At 52.1% G+C, this 15400-nt stretch carries 13 protein-coding genes; 7 read left to right on the top strand and 6 right to left on the bottom strand.

What is annotated here, in order from left to right; all coding sequences use genetic code 11:
* Positions 1-10: 10 nt before the first annotated feature.
* The 6 genes from ygiW to ACK8NJ_RS03495 all read left to right on the top strand — a co-directional run bounded on the left by ygiW (position 11) and on the right by ACK8NJ_RS03495 (position 8530).
* Positions 11-403, top strand: coding sequence for an OB fold stress tolerance protein YgiW (gene ygiW / locus ACK8NJ_RS03470; protein WP_000712658.1), 393 nt, complete (start codon positions 11-13; stop codon positions 401-403).
* A 52-nt stretch (positions 404-455) separates the two neighbouring features.
* The gene (locus ACK8NJ_RS03475; RefSeq protein WP_000183504.1) at positions 456-938 is read left to right on the top strand and encodes an AraC family transcriptional regulator; all 483 of its coding nucleotides are present in this window, start codon (positions 456-458) and stop codon (positions 936-938) included.
* Positions 939-1483: 545 nt separating this feature from the next.
* On the top strand, positions 1484-3742 hold the full coding sequence (parC, locus tag ACK8NJ_RS03480; RefSeq protein WP_001281890.1) for a DNA topoisomerase IV subunit A: 2259 nt from the start codon (positions 1484-1486) through the stop codon (positions 3740-3742).
* Between the two features lie 233 nt (positions 3743-3975).
* Positions 3976-4713, top strand: a complete 738-nt coding sequence (gene plsC, locus ACK8NJ_RS03485) for a 1-acylglycerol-3-phosphate O-acyltransferase (RefSeq protein ID WP_000965711.1) — start codon at positions 3976-3978, stop codon at positions 4711-4713.
* Between the two features lie 74 nt (positions 4714-4787).
* The gene (ftsP, locus tag ACK8NJ_RS03490; RefSeq protein ID WP_000059395.1) at positions 4788-6200 is read left to right on the top strand and encodes a cell division protein FtsP; all 1413 of its coding nucleotides are present in this window, start codon (positions 4788-4790) and stop codon (positions 6198-6200) included.
* Positions 6201-6310: 110 nt separating this feature from the next.
* The gene (locus ACK8NJ_RS03495; RefSeq protein WP_411962121.1) at positions 6311-8530 is read left to right on the top strand and encodes a YgiQ family radical SAM protein; all 2220 of its coding nucleotides are present in this window, start codon (positions 6311-6313) and stop codon (positions 8528-8530) included.
* Between the two features lie 42 nt (positions 8531-8572).
* Here ACK8NJ_RS03495 and yqhH read toward each other — a convergent pair whose 3' ends face one another.
* The 4 genes from yqhH to yqhD all read right to left on the bottom strand — a co-directional run bounded on the left by yqhH (position 8573) and on the right by yqhD (position 12102).
* Positions 8573-8830, bottom strand: a complete 258-nt coding sequence (gene yqhH / locus ACK8NJ_RS03500; protein ID WP_001559953.1) for a lipoprotein YqhH — start codon at positions 8828-8830, stop codon at positions 8573-8575.
* A gap of 50 nt (positions 8831-8880) precedes the next feature.
* On the bottom strand, positions 8881-9807 hold the full coding sequence (locus tag ACK8NJ_RS03505; protein WP_001559952.1) for a YbjP/YqhG family protein: 927 nt from the start codon (positions 9805-9807) through the stop codon (positions 8881-8883).
* A gap of 199 nt (positions 9808-10006) precedes the next feature.
* Positions 10007-10834, bottom strand: coding sequence for a 2,5-didehydrogluconate reductase DkgA (gene dkgA / locus ACK8NJ_RS03510; RefSeq protein ID WP_000013149.1), 828 nt, complete (start codon positions 10832-10834; stop codon positions 10007-10009).
* A 104-nt stretch (positions 10835-10938) separates the two neighbouring features.
* Positions 10939-12102: an alcohol dehydrogenase gene (gene yqhD / locus ACK8NJ_RS03515; protein ID WP_001058802.1), complete on the bottom strand. Its 1164-nt coding sequence runs from the start codon at positions 12100-12102 to the stop codon at positions 10939-10941.
* A 193-nt stretch (positions 12103-12295) separates the two neighbouring features.
* Here yqhD and yqhC point away from each other — a divergent pair, with 193 nt between their 5' ends.
* Positions 12296-13195 carry a DNA-binding transcriptional regulator YqhC gene (yqhC, locus tag ACK8NJ_RS03520; RefSeq protein ID WP_411962124.1) on the top strand — a complete coding sequence of 300 codons (900 nt, stop codon included), beginning with the start codon at positions 12296-12298 and terminating at the stop codon, positions 13193-13195.
* Between the two features lie 39 nt (positions 13196-13234).
* Here the strand turns inward: yqhC and yghB are convergent, their stop codons facing one another.
* Complete coding sequence (yghB, locus tag ACK8NJ_RS03525; protein ID WP_000268419.1) at positions 13235-13894, bottom strand: DedA family general envelope maintenance protein YghB; 660 nt, start codon at positions 13892-13894, stop codon at positions 13235-13237.
* A 139-nt stretch (positions 13895-14033) separates the two neighbouring features.
* Entirely contained in the window at positions 14034-15221 is a 1188-nt protein-coding gene (gene metC, locus ACK8NJ_RS03530; protein ID WP_042097186.1) for a cystathionine beta-lyase, read from the bottom strand.
* Positions 15222-15400: the final 179 nt, after the last annotated feature.

Here is a 15400-nt window from a genome sequence, read left to right on the forward strand (position 1 = left end):
AGTAATAAACATGAAAAAATTCGCAGCAGTAATCGCAGTAATGGCCCTGTGCAGCGCACCGGTGATGGCAGCAGAGCAGGGCGGTTTTTCTGGCCCATCGGCAACGCAAAGTCAGGCCGGAGGATTCCAGGGGCCGAACGGCAGCGTAACGACCGTAGAAAGCGCAAAATCCCTGCGTGACGACACCTGGGTAACCCTGCGCGGCAATATCGTTGAACGCATCTCTGACGATCTCTACGTGTTCAAAGATGCCAGCGGTACTATCAATGTTGATATCGACCACAAACGCTGGAACGGCGTGACGGTGACGCCGAAAGATACAGTTGAGATTCAGGGTGAAGTCGATAAAGACTGGAATTCTGTTGAAATTGACGTCAAACAGATCCGCAAAGTAAATCCGTAATTGTTACCGCTCCCGGGACACGTTCCCGGGAATAATTTCGCAGGGAGGCAAAATGACAAACCTGACACTGGATGTAAATATTATCGATTTCCCATCAATCCCTGTGGCGATGTTGCCGCACCGCTGTAGCCCTGAGTTGCTCAACTACAGCGTGGCGAAATTTATCATGTGGCGTAAAGAGACGGGGCTTTCTCCTGTTAACCAAAGCCAGACTTTTGGCGTCGCCTGGGACGACCCTGCCACCACCGCACCGGAAGCGTTTCGCTTTGATATCTGCGGCAGCGTTAGCGAACCGATTCCCGATAATCGTTATGGCGTAAGTAATGGTGAACTTACCGGTGGACGTTATGCTGTGGCCCGCCATGTTGGCGAGCTGGACGATATTTCACACACGGTATGGGGCATCATTCGCCACTGGCTACCTGCAAGCGGCGAGAAAATGCGTAAAGCACCGATTCTGTTTCACTACACCAATCTTGCCGAAGGGATGACAGAGCAGCGACTGGAAACGGATGTTTATGTACCGTTAGCGTGATGGAGAATCTTTACCGGAGTGTGAGCCAAATCACTCGCGATAAGTTTGAGCGAACAATGCCACAGGCGTATTGTTGTCGGGCTTATAAGTTCTCCGGTAAGGAATGCCATGTATACGCGAAATTTATTATCCGGTGCGCCGTAAGCCGTCTCGAGGGTACCCATGAGCAGGCCGCACTTATGGCAGGAGGCGCGGGGCACAGGTGGAGACACTGCTAAGCTGGGCTGAACCGTATACTTACAGACGACTACTTTGATGCTTTAGGCTTCCCTGGACTCGCATAACCTCAACTTCTCGAATCGCCCGGTGCGGACCCGCATGCCGAGTGGTGTGGCATGGGCGCAACCTTGTGTTGCCCCCTATGCCGATCAAGTCTACAGCAAAGAGTTGTATATCAAGGCACATTGATGCCTTTATCGCCGTCGGAGCACGTCCGGCGGCGCTATTCACGCTGATCTCCTGTGACTCGACGCGGCAGATAATGTAGTATCTCCGGCAATATTGCCCCTTTGAAGGCTGGCGAATAAGTTGAGGAATCAGAATTAATGAGCGATATGGCAGAGCGCCTTGCGCTACATGAATTTACGGAAAACGCCTACTTAAACTACTCCATGTACGTGATCATGGACCGTGCGTTGCCGTTTATTGGTGATGGTCTGAAACCTGTTCAGCGCCGCATTGTGTATGCGATGTCTGAGCTGGGCCTGAATGCCAGCGCCAAATTTAAAAAATCGGCCCGTACCGTCGGTGATGTACTGGGTAAATACCATCCGCACGGCGATAGCGCCTGTTATGAAGCGATGGTCCTGATGGCGCAGCCGTTCTCTTACCGTTATCCGCTGGTTGATGGTCAGGGGAACTGGGGCGCGCCGGACGATCCGAAATCGTTCGCGGCAATGCGTTACACCGAATCCCGGTTGTCGAAATATTCCGAGCTGCTATTGAGCGAGCTGGGGCAGGGGACGGCTGACTGGGTGCCAAACTTCGACGGCACTTTGCAGGAGCCGAAAATGTTGCCTGCCCGTCTGCCAAACATTTTGCTTAACGGCACCACCGGTATTGCCGTCGGCATGGCTACCGATATTCCACCGCATAACCTGCGTGAAGTGGCTCAGGCGGCAATCGCATTAATCGACCAGCCGAAAACCACGCTCGATCAGCTGCTGGATATCGTGCAGGGGCCGGATTATCCGACTGAAGCGGAAATCATTACTTCGCGCGCCGAGATCCGTAAAATCTACGAGAACGGACGTGGTTCAGTGCGTATGCGCGCGGTGTGGAAGAAAGAAGATGGCGCGGTGGTTATCAGCGCATTGCCGCATCAGGTTTCAGGTGCGCGTGTACTGGAGCAAATTGCTGCGCAAATGCGCAACAAAAAGCTGCCGATGGTTGACGATCTGCGCGATGAATCTGACCACGAGAATCCGACCCGTCTGGTGATTGTGCCGCGTTCCAACCGCGTGGATATGGATCAGGTGATGAACCACCTCTTCGCAACCACCGATCTGGAAAAGAGCTATCGTATTAACCTCAATATGATCGGTCTGGATGGTCGTCCGGCGGTGAAAAACCTGCTGGAAATTCTCTCCGAATGGCTGGTGTTCCGCCGCGATACCGTGCGCCGCCGACTGAACTATCGTCTGGAGAAAGTCCTCAAGCGCCTGCATATCCTCGAAGGTTTGCTGGTGGCGTTTCTCAATATCGACGAAGTGATTGAGATCATTCGTAATGAAGATGAACCGAAACCGGCGCTGATGTCGCGGTTTGGCCTTACGGAAACCCAGGCGGAAGCGATCCTCGAACTGAAACTGCGTCATCTTGCCAAACTGGAAGAGATGAAGATTCGCGGTGAGCAGAGTGAGCTGGAAAAAGAGCGCGACCAGTTGCAGGGCATTTTGGCTTCCGAGCGTAAAATGAATAACCTGCTGAAGAAAGAACTGCAGGCAGACGCGCAAGCCTACGGTGACGAACGTCGTTCGCCGTTGCAGGAACGCGAAGAAGCGAAAGCGATGAGCGAGCACGACATGCTGCCGTCTGAACCTGTCACCATTGTGCTGTCGCAGATGGGCTGGGTACGCAGCGCTAAAGGCCATGATATCGACGCGCCGGGCCTGAATTATAAAGCGGGCGATAGCTTCAAAGCGGCGGTGAAAGGTAAGAGCAACCAACCGGTAGTGTTTGTTGATTCCACCGGTCGTAGCTATGCCATCGACCCGATTACGCTGCCGTCGGCGCGTGGTCAGGGCGAACCGCTCACCGGCAAATTAACGTTGCCACCTGGGGCGACCGTTGACCATATGCTGATGGAAAGCGACGATCAGAAACTGCTGATGGCTTCCGATGCGGGTTACGGTTTCGTCTGCACCTTTAACGATCTGGTGGCGCGTAACCGTGCAGGTAAAGCTTTGATCACCTTACCGGAAAATGCCCATGTTATGCCGCCGGTGGTGATTGAAGATGCTTCTGATATGCTGCTGGCAATCACTCAGGCAGGCCGTATGTTGATGTTCCCGGTAAGCGATCTGCCGCAGCTGTCGAAGGGCAAAGGCAACAAGATTATCAACATTCCATCGGCAGAAGCCGCGCGTGGAGAAGATGGTCTGGCGCAACTGTACGTTCTGCCGCCGCAAAGCACGCTGACCATTCATGTTGGGAAACGCAAAATTAAACTGCGTCCGGAAGAGCTACAGAAAGTCACTGGCGAACGTGGACGCCGCGGTACGTTGATGCGCGGTTTGCAGCGTATCGATCGTGTTGAGATCGACTCTCCTCGCCGTGCCAGCAGCGGTGATAGCGAAGAGTAATATGCCGGGGAGGGCGCTGTTTCCTCCCGCTTGCAAGGAACGCCGGATGAAACGTTAAGTCGTCATCCGGCAGCGTATTCAACCCCCGGAAACGATAAAAATTCCCTTGAAACCGTTGTTTATTCATGCGTTGCGATTAACAATACGCTTTTCCAGAGAGCGGCTTTTAACAATGCCCTAACCTGATTTCAGGTGACGTACAATGCCAGTCTCTCAGACCTTCAGAGGGTGTTATGCTATATATCTTTCGTCTTATTATTACCGTGATTTACAGCATCTTAGTCTGTGTATTCGGCTCCATTTACTGCCTTTTCAGCCCGCGTAACCCGAAACATGTGGCCACCTTTGGGCATATGTTTGGTCGTCTTGCGCCGCTGTTCGGCCTGAAAGTTGAGTGCCGCAAACCTGCAGATGCTGAAAGCTACGGCAATGCTATCTATATCGCTAACCACCAGAACAACTATGACATGGTGACAGCATCGAACATTGTGCAACCGCCGACGGTGACGGTAGGTAAAAAGAGCTTGCTGTGGATCCCCTTCTTCGGGCAGTTGTACTGGTTAACCGGCAACCTATTGATCGACAGAAACAATCGCACTAAAGCTCACGGCACTATTGCGGAAGTCGTGAATCACTTCAAAAAACGCCGTATTTCCATCTGGATGTTCCCGGAAGGAACCCGCAGCCGTGGTCGCGGCCTGCTACCGTTCAAAACCGGGGCATTTCACGCGGCAATTGCGGCGGGCGTCCCGATTATTCCCGTGTGCGTCTCTACAACTTCGAATAAGATTAATCTTAATCGACTGCACAACGGTCTGGTGATTGTCGAAATGCTGCCGCCAATTGACGTCAGTCAGTATGGCAAAGATCAGGTTCGCGAGTTGGCTGCCCATTGTCGTTCGATAATGGAACAAAAAATCGCTGATCTCGATAAAGAAGTCGCAGAGCGCGAAGCCGCCGGAAAAGTTTAAGTCGGCAATCTGTATTTTTGCGGGGAACACTTTCCTGCACGGTATTACTTTAGCCAGTTTTACATGGAGCAAATATGTCACTCAGTCGGCGTCAGTTCATTCAGGCATCGGGGATTGCACTTTGTGCAGGCGCTGTTCCCCTGAAGGCCAGCGCAGCCGGGCAACAGCAACCGCTACCCGTTCCGCCGCTGCTTGAATCTCGCCGTGGGCAACCGCTGTTTATGACTGTACAACGTGCGCACTGGTCATTTACGCCAGGGACACGCGCGTCGGTTTGGGGAATCAATGGTCGTTACCTGGGGCCGACTATCCGCGTCTGGAAGGGCGACGATGTTAAGCTTATTTACAGCAACCGCCTGACAGAAAATGTCTCAATGACGGTGGCCGGGCTACAGGTACCTGGCCCGCTGATGGGCGGTCCGGCACGGATGATGTCGCCAAACGCTGACTGGGCACCCGTACTGCCTATTCGCCAGAACGCAGCTACTCTGTGGTATCACGCCAATACTCCCAACCGCACGGCTCAGCAGGTCTATAACGGCCTTGCCGGAATGTGGCTGGTGGAAGATGAAGTCAGTAAATCGCTGCCTATCCCCAACCATTATGGTGTGGATGATTTTCCGGTCATTATCCAGGATAAACGGCTGGATAACTTTGGTACGCCAGAATACAACGAACCGGGAAGCGGCGGCTTTGTTGGTGATACGCTGCTGGTTAACGGTGTACAAAGCCCGTACGTTGAAGTCTCGCGTGGCTGGGTGCGCTTGCGTCTGTTGAACGCGTCGAACTCTCGTCGCTATCAACTACAGATGAGCGATGGTCGCCCGTTACATGTGATTTCTGGCGATCAGGGATTCCTGCCCGCTCCTGTATCGGTGAAGCAACTTTCGCTGGCACCGGGCGAGCGTCGTGAGATTCTGGTGGATATGAGCAACGGTGATGAAGTGTCGATCACCTGTGGCGAAGCGGCGAGCATTGTTGATCGTATTCGTGGCTTCTTTGAGCCATCCAGCATTCTGGTTTCTACGCTGGTGCTAACGCTGCGCCCAACCGGCCTTCTGCCGCTGGTCACAGACAGTCTTCCGATGCGCTTGCTGCCAACTGAAATCATGGCTGGTTCGCCGATTCGCAGTCGTGATATCAGTCTGGGTGATGACCCGGGTATTAATGGGCAGCTGTGGGACGTCAACCGTATTGATGTCACCGCGCAGCAAGGAACGTGGGAACGCTGGACGGTACGCGCGGACGAGCCGCAAGCGTTCCATATTGAAGGCGTGATGTTCCAGATCCGTAACGTGAATGGTGCGATGCCGTTCCCGGAAGACAGAGGCTGGAAAGATACCGTTTGGGTTGACGGACAAGTGGAGCTGCTTGTTTATTTCGGTCAGCCTTCCTGGGCGCACTTCCCGTTCTACTTCAACAGTCAGACGCTGGAAATGGCGGACCGTGGCTCGATAGGGCAACTGTTGGTCAATCCGGTACCTTAATCTTCATACTCGCCCGAGGAGGGCGAGTATGGAATACCTTTCGATTTCTCTTTCGTTCCGGCTTATAATCCCCGGCCTTTGATTATTTTTTTATCATTTCTGGAAGCAAAATGAGCTCTATCTCCCTGATCCAACCGGATCGCGACCTGTTCTCCTGGCCGCAGTACTGGGCCGCCTGTTTTGGACCGGCACCGTTTTTGCCGATGTCTCGTGAAGAGATGGATCAACTTGGCTGGGATAGCTGCGACATCATTTTGGTTACTGGCGACGCGTATGTCGATCACCCAAGCTTCGGGATGGCGATTTGCGGTCGTATGCTGGAAGCGCAGGGCTTTCGTGTCGGGATCATTGCCCAACCGGACTGGAGCAGCAAAGACGACTTTATGCGTCTGGGTAAACCGAATCTGTTTTTCGGTGTTACTGCTGGCAACATGGACTCGATGATCAACCGCTATACCGCCGATCGCCGTTTACGTCATGACGATGCCTACACACCGGATAACGTCGCGGGTAAGCGCCCGGATCGCGCCACGCTAGTTTATACCCAGCGTTGTAAAGAGGCGTGGAAAGATGTGCCGGTGATCCTCGGCGGTATTGAGGCTAGTCTGCGCCGTACCGCGCATTATGATTACTGGTCCGATACCGTGCGCCGTTCTGTGCTGGTGGATTCCAAAGCCGACATGCTGATGTTTGGTAACGGTGAGCGTCCGCTGGTGGAAGTGGCGCATCGTCTGGCGATGGGCGAGCCGATTAGTGAAATCCGCGATGTGCGTAATACCGCGATTATCGTAAAAGAGGCGTTGCCAGGCTGGAGCGGCGTGGATTCCACCCGTCTCGATACCCCAGGGAAAATCGACCCGATCCCGCATCCGTATGGCGAAGATCTGCCGTGCGCGGATAACAAACCTGTTGCGCCGAAAAAGCAGGAAGCGAAAGCCGTAACCGTGCAGCCGCCGCGCCCGAAACCGTGGGAAAAAACCTACGTATTGCTGCCTTCTTTCGAGAAAGTGAAGGGCGATAAAGTGCTGTACGCCCATGCTTCGCGTATTCTGCACCACGAAACTAACCCAGGCTGCGCCCGCGCATTGATGCAAAAACATGGCGACCGCTATGTGTGGATCAACCCGCCTGCTATTCCGCTCTCTACCGAAGAGATGGACAGCGTTTTTGCGCTGCCGTACAAGCGCGTGCCGCATCCGGCCTATGGCAATGCTCGTATTCCGGCTTACGAAATGATCCGTTTCTCGGTCAACATTATGCGCGGCTGCTTTGGCGGCTGCTCTTTCTGTTCTATCACCGAGCACGAAGGGCGCATTATTCAGAGCCGTTCGGAAGATTCGATCATCAATGAGATCGAAGCGATCCGCGACACCGTTCCAGGTTTTACGGGCGTAATTTCCGATCTCGGTGGGCCAACTGCCAACATGTATATGTTGCGCTGCAAATCGCCACGCGCTGAGCAAACCTGCCGTCGTTTGTCGTGCGTTTATCCGGATATTTGTCCGCATATGGACACTAACCACGAACCGACGATCAACCTCTATCGCCGTGCGCGCGATCTGAAAGGCATTAAAAAGATCCTGATCGCTTCCGGCGTACGTTATGACATCGCCGTGGAAGATCCGCGCTATATCAAAGAGCTGGCGACCCATCACGTCGGCGGTTATCTGAAGATTGCCCCGGAACATACCGAAGAAGGGCCGTTGTCGAAGATGATGAAGCCGGGCATGGGCAGCTATGACCGCTTTAAAGAGTTGTTCGATACCTACTCGAAACACGCAGGTAAAGAGCAGTATTTGATCCCGTATTTCATCTCGGCACACCCCGGTACGCGCGATGAAGATATGGTGAATCTGGCGCTGTGGCTGAAAAAGCACCGCTTCCGCCTCGACCAGGTGCAGAACTTCTATCCGTCGCCGCTGGCGAACTCAACCACCATGTATTACACCGGGAAAAACCCGCTGGCGAAGATTGGTTATAAAAGTGAAGACGTCTTTGTACCGAAGGGCGACAAGCAGCGTCGCCTGCATAAAGCGTTGTTGCGTTACCACGATCCGGCAAACTGGCCGTTAATCCGCCAGGCGCTGGAAGCGATGGGCAAAAAGCATCTGATTGGCAGCCGTCGCGATTGCTTAGTGCCTGCGCCAACCATTGAAGAGATGCGTGAGGCTCGTCGCCAGAACCGCAATACCCGTCCGGCGTTGACTAAACATACGCCGATGGCGACCCAGCGTCAGATGCCTGCTACAGCAAAAAAAGCGTCGTCTACGCAATCTCGTCCGGTGAATGCTGGTGCGAAGAAACGCCCTAAAGCGGCGGTTGGACGTTAAAAAATATCCCCGGCAACTGACACGCTACCGGGGATTTTTTTATCATTCTGCGTACATACGCAAGCAGCGCAGGCAATCAAAATAGTCCTGAGCATCAAGACGCGTATTGGCTCTGTCAGCGTCGGATTTGGCAGCATAGATTTGTGGGCGTAATGCTTTCATATCCTGCTCAAGCCGGGCGATTTTGGCATTTAATGTTTGCACATTGCTCGCCAGCTGATTGACCTTTTGCTCATTGACGCAGCCACTGAGCAAGCAGGTTGCCAGAACAACAGCTCCCACGGTGAAAATCGTTTTCATATAGTGTTCCCTTTTATTTATTGTTCCGGCTAATTGTTATTTAATTCAGCTCATTGTTTTAATCTGGCGGCGGTTTTTGCCTCAATCTGCTTAAGTAGGCTGCCGCTGTTCGGGCGGATAAAATCAGCGATTTCCCACTTACCTTCGCGCCGCTGTAAAATCAGTTCTTGCTCTTCGTTGTTGCCATTGGTCAGCGTAAAACGAACATGAATGCGGGCGGAATCGGCGGTTTTCTCCAGGACTCGAATTTCATCAACGCGGGAAAATAACGACTCTTCGCCAAAACAGATCGGATTGTCGTAAATAAATTGCCGTTCTATTTGCATATCTTCATCGGGATTGTTGGCAGTCTTGAAGGTGGTTTTATAGAAGGCATTGACCGCCTGGCGGTAAGAGTCGGAAACCACCCACGTCCACGGCCAGCTATAATCAGCAATATGTTCAAAGAGTTCGGCAACAAAGGCTTCCGGCTGTTCTTTTTGCAACGAAGCTATAGCGGCCAGCGTTTTTTCATTCTCGCTATTAACTGCTTGTAAGACGCTGCCATGATTGCTGACAATATCGTCAATGACCCAACGACCATTTTCCGCCACCATTTTCAGTGTCTGCATGGTCTTTTCTTTATCGTCTTTAAAGATACGAAAGCGCACAACGGCATCGGCATGATCGGCGTCAGGTTGGGTTATCGCTACGCTTTCTAACACCAGATCGCCAAAATCCTGACAATCACAAACCGGATCATAATCCAGCCAGCCAATATTGCCCGGTAGTGTAAGATTGTCGTTCAGGGTAAGCGCCTGTTGAATACGCGCTGAAGTTATCGCCTGCTCTCCGGTTTCACCGAAATAAGGCGTACTGGCATCTGATTTATAGTTCTGATAAATCTGCCGGACTGTTTGTTCTACGGTCTGTGAAGGAGGCTGCGCGTGTACGGTAAAACTTGCCAGGGCTGCTAAAAACAGAAGTATTATTTTCATCTGTTTTTCACCTCTCCGTTGCGTTTATCCCGGGTGTAGATGAGTTGTTCCTTTAAGAGCTTCCGGCTCTGCATGATGATGTCCTTATATTTGGCATTCCTGAACAAGGAAGAGTAACAATGGGCAGGACGCGAGGGGAATAAATGATTTCTGAAAAGTCCGGTAGCGGAACATTACCGCCACCGGGAAAATTTGCATGTTAGCCGCCAAACTGGTCAGGATCGGGACCGAGACGCTTGCCCTGATCGAGTTTTGCAATTTCGCCGAGTTCGTCTTTGTCGAGACGGAAATCCCAGACATCAAAGTTTTCGGCAATACGTGAAGGTGTGACCGATTTCGGGATCACCACCAGGCCGCTATCCAGATGCCAGCGGATAACAATCTGCGCCGGGGTTTTGCCGTATTTATCTGCCAGATCGCGAATGACTTTCTGATCGAAAACGCCTTTCCCTCCTTGCGCTAATGGGCTCCAGGATTCGGTCTGGATTTTGTGTGTCGCGTTCCAGGCATGTAGCTGGCGTTGTTGCATCAGCGGGTGAAGTTCGATCTGATTAATAACAGGCGTCACGCCAGTTTCATCAATCAGGCGTTGCAGGTGATGGATCTGGAAGTTGCACACGCCGATGCTTTTGATTAATCCCTCTTTTTGCAATTCGATCATGCCTTTCCATGCTTCGACATAATGGTCGATAGCGGGAACGGGCCAGTGCATTAAGTAGAGGTCGATATAATCAAGCTGGAGTTTTTTCAGGCTGTCGAGCAGGGCTTCGCGGGGGCGCTTGTGGTCGTCGTTCCACAGCTTAGTGGTGATGAACAGTTCTTCTCTGTTGACTGAGGCATTTTTCAGGGCTTTGCCGACACCTTCTTCGTTCTTATAGGCCGCGGCGGTATCAATCGAGCGATAACCCACTTCTAACGCTTTTTGAATGGCGGTGATTACTTCCTCATTACTTGCTTGCCAGACGCCCAGTCCCAGCTGGGGCATGACATTGCCATCCTGTAGCTTAATAACGGTTGGATTAGCCATACGTTCCTCCTTTATATGAACTCACCGGAGCAGGCTCCGGTGAGGTGTTGTGAACTTAAGTCTGGACGAAATGCCCGAAAACGAAAGTTTGAGGCGTAAAAAGCTTAGCGGGCGGCTTCGTATATACGGCGGCTGACATCCAGCGTAATGTCATGATTTTCGCCCAGTTGGGTCATACCGTGCTCTTCCAGTTTTTTCAACAAAGCCGGGATGGAGCTGCCGTCCAGACCGTAGTCGGAGAGGTGGGTCGGCACGCCTAATTGCTCAAAGAAATTGCGGGTTGCGGCAATCGCGGCGTCAATACGCTCATCGTCGGAACCTTCTGTGATGTTCCAGACGCGTTCAGCATATTGCAGCAGCTTAGCGCGCTTGGTATCGCGTTTTTCATTCCACAGTGCAGGCAGGACGATAGCCAGTGTTTGTGCGTGATCGAGACCGTGCATCGCAGTCAGTTCGTGGCCTAGCATATGCGTTGCCCAGTCCTGCGGTACGCCAGCGCCGATCAAACCGTTCAGCGCCTGAGTCGCCGCCCACATAACGTTGGCGCGCACATCGTAGTTTTCTGGCTCTTTCAGGGCTTTCGGACCATCTTCGATCAGCGTCAACAAAATGCCTTCTGCGAAACGGTCCTGAATTTTGGCATCAACCGGTTTGGTAACATACTGTTCCACGGTGTGCACAAAGGCATCCACTACACCGTTAGCCACCTGACGCGGCGGCAGAGTGTAGGTATAAACCGGATCGAGCACGGCAAATACGGGTTGAACATGGGCAGAATGGAATGCCTGCTTGTCGCCTGTGGTTTTACGGGAGATCACCGCGCCTGCGTTGGATTCTGAACCGGTTGCTGGCAGCGTCAGCACACAGCCCATCGGGATGGCGCTTTTAATTTCTTTACCGCCCGTTTGCAGAATGTGCCACGGATCGATATTTTCCGGATAATTAGCCGCTGCGGCGATAAATTTGGTGCCGTCCAGTACAGAACCGCCGCCAACCGCCAGCAGGAAAGTCACTTTTTGTTCGCGAACCAGTTTCACGGCGTTCATCAGCGTTTCATAAGCCGGGTTTGGCTCAATACCGCCAAATTCCAGCACGTCCATGCCTTTCAGGGCATCCAGAACTTGATCGAGAACGCCGGTTTTTTTTACGCTGCCGCCGCCGTAGGTAATCAATACGCGAGCATCGTGAGGAATTTGTTCGCGTAAACCAGCGATTGCGCCTTTACCAAACAGAATGCGAGTTGGGGTGTGCAGATTAAAGTTGTTCATTACTTGCTCCCTTTGCTGGGCCAATATGAGGGCAGAGAACGATCTGCCTGATGTTTTTCATTGTGATCGCCAGCGCCCTGGCTCTCAATACTCATTTCTGCCAATGTCTTGCCTATTTCTCCAGAGTGCTGGAGAAATGCTACAAAATTGCGCACAATCAAATTGCCGCATTATTCCTAAGAAATTACGCGATATGAAACGTGAAGAGATTTGCCGCTTGCTGGCGGATAAAGTTAATAAACTGAAAAATAAAGAAAAAAATTTGTCAGAGCTGTTGCCCGATGTGCGTTTGTTGTATGGCGAGACGCCTTTCGCACGTACACCGGTAATGTACGAGCCTGGCATCATAATTCTCTTTTCCGGACATAAAATCGGTTATATCAATGAACGCGTGTTTCGTTATGATGCCAATGAATACCTGCTACTGACGGTGCCGTTGCCGTTTGAGTGCGAAACCTATGCCACGTCAGAGGTGCCGCTGGCAGGGTTGCGTCTCAATGTCGATATTTTGCAGTTACAGGAACTGTTGATGGACATTGGCGAAGATGAGCATTTCCAGCCGTCGATGGCAGCCAGCGGGATTAACTCCGCCACGTTATCAGAAGAGATTTTATGCGCGGCGGAGCGGTTACTCGACGTGATGGAGCGACCACTGGATGCGCGTATTCTCGGCAAACAGATCATCCGCGAAATTCTGTACTACGTGCTGACCGGACCTTGCGGCGGCGCGTTACTGGCGCTGGTCAGTCGCCAGACTCACTTCAGCCTGATTAGCCGCGTGCTGAAACGGATTGAGAATAAATACACCGAAAACCTGAGCGTCGAGCAACTGGCGGCAGAAGCCAACATGAGCGTATCGGCGTTCCACCATAATTTTAAGTCTGTCACCAGCACCTCGCCGTTGCAGTATTTGAAGAATTACCGTCTGCATAAGGCGCGGATGATGATCATCCACGACGGCATGAAAGCCAGTGCGGCAGCGATGCGCGTCGGTTACGAAAGCGCATCGCAATTTAGCCGTGAGTTTAAACGTTACTTTGGTGTGACGCCGGGGGAAGATGCGGCAAGAATGCGGGCGATGCAGGGGAATTAAATACGTTCCCGGTACAGCAACCGGGAACGGGGAAAATCGTCAGGCGTTACAGTATTTTTTTTTAATCACCACAAACAGCGTGCCTAACAAGCCAGCGGTTAACAAGGCAATTGGCAGGATCATCAGGAACGTCATTACCTGATCTTCATGGCGTTTAACGAACGGAATCATACTTAAGGCATAGCCGAAACTGGTTACCACGCTGACCCACAGCAATCCGCTTAACCAGTTGAAAAACTGGAAACGGCGGTTTGGCAAACCGGAAATTCCCGCCATGGTTGGCAGCAGCGTACGGACAAATGCAAGAAAACGTCCAGCCAGCAGCGCCAACAGACCGTGGCGGTCAAACATGCAGGTGGCGCGCTGGTGATATTTAGCGGGAAGCTGTGCCAGCCAGCCTTTCACCGTTTTGGTATTCCCTAACCAGCGCCCCTGAATATAACTTAACCAGCAGCCCAGACTTGCTGCGGCGGTCAGAATCGCAATCGTAGGCAGAAAATCCATAACCCCCTGGGCAATCAATGCGCCAGCCAATATCAACAAGCTGTCGCCTGGCAAAAATGAGGCGGGCAGCAGGCCGTTTTCTAAAAACAGCGTGGCAAACATGACAAAGTAAACAACGCTAACAATATGAGGATCCGCCAGCGCGGCAAAGTCGTGTTGCCAGAGCGCAGCGATGATATCTTGAATAACAGCCATGGACTTTCCTGTGGAACAGCGTTTAAGCCTTTATCTGCCTATTGTACTCCTGAATCGTCCGGGACGCCTTGATCCCGGACGCAACAATTTAAGACTTTTCACAATTAAATGTCTGCAAATTTGTCCAAAACTGGCAACGTTACACAATTCGCGCAAAACCGGCGTCCAGATCGGCAATCAGATCGTTGACATCTTCCAGACCAATATGCAGGCGAATCAAGGTCCCGCTAAAATCGATCTCGCCTTGTGGACGAATGGCGGCGATATGTTCTGGTTGATTTGCCAGGATCAACGATTCATAACCGCCCCACGAGTATGCCATGCTGAATAAACTGAAGTTATCCAGATAGTTCGCCAGCTCTTCATCATTGAGTTTTTTCTTAAGCACAAAGGAAAATAGCCCGCTGCTACCTGTAAAGTCTCGTTTCCAGAATTCGTGGCCTTTACTGCCAGGCAGAGCAGGGTGGTTAACTCGCGCTACTTGCGGATGTTCTGCCAGCCATTCAGCCACTTTCAGACTGCTTTCATGATGTTGACGCAGGCGAACACCCAAAGTGCGCAGGCCACGGCTGGTTATATAGGCGGTATCGGCATCGACCATCTGGCCCATCAGATAGGCGTTTTCCCGTAGCTGCTCCCAGCAACGGGCATTGCACACCGCAGTGCCAATCATCGCATCTGAATGCCCAACCAGATATTTGGTGGCGGCCTGAATAGAAACATCGATGCCAAAATCCAGCGCCTTAAACAGCACACCGGCCGCCCAGGTGTTATCGATCATAATGATGGCATCCGGCACCACACTGCGCACGGCGGCAACAATCGCCGGAACGTCGTGGACTTCCATGGTGATGGAGCCTGGGGATTCCAGAAACACGATTTTAGTGTTTGGCTGCACATGTTTAACGATATCTGCGCCAATCAGCGGATCAAACCACGATGTCGTTACGCCCAGTTTGCTGAGGATTTTGCTACAGAAATCCTGACTCGGTTCATAGGCGGTGTTGGTCATCAACACATGATCGCCCTGTTCGACAAAAGCAAGAATAGAATTAGCAACCGCCGCCGCCCCGCAGGGGAACAGCACGCAGCCTGCGCCACCTTCCAGTTCGCACATCGCCTCTTGTAAGGAGAAATGGGTTAACGTTCCGCGCCGTCCATAAAACAACTCGCCATTGGCGCGATTGCGCGTCGCGTGTTTTTTGGCTTCCACACTGTCAAAGACCAGCGAAGAAGCGCGCTGAATCACGCTATTTACCGCGCCGAGAGTGTATTTTTTGCTGCGTCCTGCATTCACCAGTTGAGTATCAAGCTTTTTGTCCGCCATCTCGGGATTCCTGTTTTTATACGTCTGGATGTCTAAACTAGCATGAATATTCGCGGGCGCATCCTGAAGAATTGGCATAAAGCAGAAAATTTTCGCAAATGGCGTGCTGGTGACTTTTTTACTGCGTAAACGCAAGGAAAAGAAAGCAAAGGTACGGCAGTATGCAAATAGTAATGAGA

This window comes from Escherichia sp. F1 (genome assembly GCF_046764225.1).
GTDB lineage: Bacteria > Pseudomonadota > Gammaproteobacteria > Enterobacterales > Enterobacteriaceae > Escherichia > Escherichia coli.

What these genes read in the sequence shown, in the direction of transcription:
- ygiW (WP_000712658.1), top strand. Translation starts at nt 11, where the DNA reads ATGAAAAAATTCGCAGCAGTAATCGCAGTAATGGCCCTGTGCAGCGCA.
- yqhH (WP_001559953.1), bottom strand. Translation starts at nt 8,830, where the DNA reads ATGAAAACGATTTTCACCGTGGGAGCTGTTGTTCTGGCAACCTGCTTG.
- ACK8NJ_RS03495 (WP_411962121.1), top strand. Translation starts at nt 6,311, where the DNA reads ATGAGCTCTATCTCCCTGATCCAACCGGATCGCGACCTGTTCTCCTGG.
- ACK8NJ_RS03475 (WP_000183504.1), top strand. Translation starts at nt 456, where the DNA reads ATGACAAACCTGACACTGGATGTAAATATTATCGATTTCCCATCAATC.
- parC (WP_001281890.1), top strand. Translation starts at nt 1,484, where the DNA reads ATGAGCGATATGGCAGAGCGCCTTGCGCTACATGAATTTACGGAAAAC.
- yghB (WP_000268419.1), bottom strand. Translation starts at nt 13,894, where the DNA reads ATGGCTGTTATTCAAGATATCATCGCTGCGCTCTGGCAACACGACTTT.
- ACK8NJ_RS03505 (WP_001559952.1), bottom strand. Translation starts at nt 9,807, where the DNA reads ATGAAAATAATACTTCTGTTTTTAGCAGCCCTGGCAAGTTTTACCGTA.
- ftsP (WP_000059395.1), top strand. Translation starts at nt 4,788, where the DNA reads ATGTCACTCAGTCGGCGTCAGTTCATTCAGGCATCGGGGATTGCACTT.
- dkgA (WP_000013149.1), bottom strand. Translation starts at nt 10,834, where the DNA reads ATGGCTAATCCAACCGTTATTAAGCTACAGGATGGCAATGTCATGCCC.
- metC (WP_042097186.1), bottom strand. Translation starts at nt 15,221, where the DNA reads ATGGCGGACAAAAAGCTTGATACTCAACTGGTGAATGCAGGACGCAGC.
- yqhD (WP_001058802.1), bottom strand. Translation starts at nt 12,102, where the DNA reads ATGAACAACTTTAATCTGCACACCCCAACTCGCATTCTGTTTGGTAAA.
- yqhC (WP_411962124.1), top strand. Translation starts at nt 12,296, where the DNA reads ATGAAACGTGAAGAGATTTGCCGCTTGCTGGCGGATAAAGTTAATAAA.
- plsC (WP_000965711.1), top strand. Translation starts at nt 3,976, where the DNA reads ATGCTATATATCTTTCGTCTTATTATTACCGTGATTTACAGCATCTTA.